This window comes from Novipirellula sp. (assembly GCF_041583735.1).
GTDB lineage: Bacteria > Planctomycetota > Planctomycetia > Pirellulales > Pirellulaceae > Novipirellula.
Map to the genome: position 1 here is coordinate 1 of NZ_JBFHFD010000797.1, position 3,443 is coordinate 3,443.

General features: G+C 56.5%; 1 protein-coding gene and 1 pseudogene. Both read left to right on the forward strand.

Going from position 1 to position 3,443, the window contains the following annotated elements:
- Positions 1-1,021, forward strand: a 1,021-nt coding sequence (locus tag ABX962_RS32880; RefSeq protein ID WP_372725916.1) for a M16 family metallopeptidase, incomplete at its 5' end; no start/stop codon positions are given.
- A gap of 681 nt (positions 1,022-1,702) precedes the next feature.
- Positions 1,703-3,379, forward strand: a pseudogene (locus ABX962_RS32885) (hypothetical protein); the annotation flags it as partial.
- Between the last annotated feature and the right edge of the window lie 64 nt (positions 3,380-3,443).

The window sequence follows — 3,443 nt, forward strand, 5'->3', positions numbered from 1 at the left end:
CAACGCCTACACGACCGAAGAACAAACGGTTTACTACGCCACCGTGCTGCCGAAATTTCAAGATCGGATCATCGAACTGCTGACCGATATGCTCAGCCCCTCACTGGATGCTGGCGAATTTGAAACCGAACGACAAGTAATCTTGGAAGAGATCGCCAAGTACGAAGACCAACCTCCGTTTGGTGCCTTTGAACGTGCGATGGAGCGTCACTTTAGCCCGCGAGGCCTCGGACGCCGTGTGCTCGGGACGAGCGAGTCGATTGAAACGATGCGTGTCGAAACGATGCGTGACTATTTCAACCGCCGTTATCGTGGCGAAAACATTGTGTTGGCCGCGACCGGCAACGTCGACTTCGATGCGTTAGTCGCAGCGGTCGAAGCACAAACTCGCGATTGGGCCGATCGCCCCTGCACCCCCGAACCGCAGGCGGATGACCCGCAAACGCTGCCGGACGGGATTTCCATGGATGCAGAACTTGATATCGAAGATGCCGCGCAAGCTTATTTCGTGCAGATGAGTCCAGGCCCCAGCATGTCCAGCGAGGATCGCTACGCGGCACGCATCCTGGCTTCGATCGTCGGTGACGAAGGAGGCAGCCGGCTGTTCTGGGACCTGATCGATACCGGACGCGCCGAAGCCGCGACGGTGTGGCCGCAAGAATTTACCGACTGTGGCGCGTGGTTCGCCTACCTGGTTTGTGAACCCGGCGAGATGCAGGCCAACCGCAAATGGATGGCCGATGTGCTTCGCCGCACTGCCGACGAAGGGGTCACCCGCGAGGAACTTGAGCAAGCCGTGAACAAGGCCACCGCCGCCTGTATCATGCAAAGCGAACGGCCCAGCAACCGACTGTCCAGCGTCGGCAGCCGATGGCTGATCCGCAACGAGTACGCCAGCACCGACGATTTGCTCGAGCGATTCCGCAAAGTGGACCAGCAAGCGGTCGCCGATGCGGCTAAAAAATATCTCTGCCAAGAAACAACCGATGTGCTGGCAACGGCCAGCGAGGCGGCGGTCTAGGTCACGCTGCAGTGATTTCACAACCCGACGCGTAAGTATTGAAGTTGCGAGCATTTCACAACCCGACGCGTCCGCGAGGGAATCTCTCTGTCGACTCGGTCCCTCGCTGACGCTTCGGGTTGTGATTGCCGGAAAAAAACGACAAAAAAAACGCAGTTCCGATCGGAACTGCGTTTTTGAGAATGACGATTGTCGAAAATGATGGAAAAGTGAATCGGCGAGGTGAGAGGGATAATGAGTGGCCAGAGCAATTGCTCCTAACGGCGTCTCACCTGAATAAACCCGATTGTTTCGACGTGGGTACGAATTTAGATCATATTGGTTCGTTAGAAAAGAGCACTTTCCTTGAATTTTTCTGAAACGAACGACGTCCCAGCTTTGCTGAGGATCAGTCCACGACTCGCTGTGCTGCCGATCATCCACGGCAGCGGCCAATTTGCGCTGACGGTTCGCCGTTGGTTTTTGGAGTATTCGTTTGATTGTTTGGCGGTTCCGCTGCCGGAATCGTTTCGCGAAGCGGTCGAAGCGGGCGTGTTGGACCTGCCTCGCGCGTCAATTGTCCTGCAGCCTCCGAAACCCAATTTCGCCGCTAGCGAATTTCGCTCGGAATGGGCTCAAGGCCCCTGGAACGAAAACGATTCCGAAGCCTCGGATGGTGACGAGGAAGATCCCGAAACACCGCCAACCAGCTATGTGCCGATCGATCCTTGCCAACCTGTGATCATGGCGATCCGAGCGGCAATGGGCGAGCACCTGCCGCGAGCCTACGTCGACCTGGAAACCGATCCGTTTTGTCCTTACTCCACCGTGATGCCGGACCCCTTTGCCGTGCGGCATGTGGCCCCCGAGATTTTTGCTGCCGCATTGCTGCCCAGCATCGCTCGTCCGCCGGACCACCAAACCCGCAGCCGCATCGTGCACATGGCGATGCGACTGCGTGAACTGGAAACCCGTCACGAGCGAACGCTGTTTGTATGCAGCGTGCTGCATTGGCCATGGATTCGCGAAGCATACAACCAATTAGCACCGTCGACACAGCAAAGTTCGCGTAACGAGATGTCGGCCAATATCAGCCTACCCGAACATGACGTCGTGCAACCGGCCGAACGCTTTGCCGTCAAGGACCGCACGCTGATGTTCTTGTATGGCGAATTGCCCTTCATCACCGGATTGTACGAACGGGCGCGATCCGAGCTGGAAAACGATGACAACATCCAAATTGACGGCGTCAAGGAATTACTGATCGCGGCGCGTGATAGCTATCGCAAAGAACTCGGCAATCGTGCTCGCCGCGTCACGCCACTGCTGCTGTCGAAGTGTTTGCAATACATCCGCAACCTGTCGCTGATCCATCGCCGTATGACGCCCGACTTGGTCACGATTGTGACGGCGGCAAAACAAATCCTCGGAGATCAGTTTGCCTTGCACGTTGCCGAACTGGCCAACACCTATCAACACGGTAACCGGGAACCATCGCCACCGCAGAACGATGGCGAAACGCTACCCGAAGTCACCCTGGGGATTGACCAAGCACGCTTGCCCGACGGAGAAACCCATTCGCTGGTCAGCCGATTGCCAGGCCCGCCGCTAATGTGGCAAACCATCCAATTACAGCGTCGCGCGACCACGTACGAGAAAGAACGCTGGAAGTATAAATGGAACCCGTACAGCCATTGCAGCTATCCTCCTGAAGATGCTCGCATCGAGAATTTTCGCACGCGTGTGTTCGACCGTGCTCAAGCGATCATCGGTAACGACCTTGCCAAGACCGAGAAATTTACGACCAGCGTCAAAGATGGCATCGACATCCGTGACACGCTACGTCATTGGTACGAACGACAAATCTATGTCAAAGTCGTGCCGCCGAGCCGCGGTGTGCTCGATGCTTGTGTGATGTTGTTCGATTCTCCCGCCGACCCACGAAAGTACCCCTGGCGCACCACTTGGTTCGCCGAACACAACGAAGAATCGACGCTCGCATTATTTGCCACCAATTACCAAGACGAGATGGTGGGTCCTGGAATCGGACTGAGCATCTATGGTGGTGCGCTGTTCTTGTATCCGCCGGTCGTCATTCCCGACGTCTGGGTCGACCCTCGAGTGGACTACGCCGAAACGCTCGAAGAACGTCTGATTGCCGCAGCTTGCTTGCATTCACGTGGACGCGAGATTGCTTTGCTATCACCATTACCGCCTGGTTCGGGGTGGCAACGTTTGGCGCGGCGGCATCACAAACGGTTGGTGCATGTCCCGTTGAACTCGTTCAGCGACGAACAAGTCCAACAATTACGGATGGTCCACGTGCTCAATGGCAGCGAAATACGCAGCTTTGCCGCCGATTTCATTCGCCACGTTTAGAGGTCGGTGCTGCCCCCTCACGGCAAAATTCTCGGAAATCAAGGTCGACAGGGGGGCTAGCTTC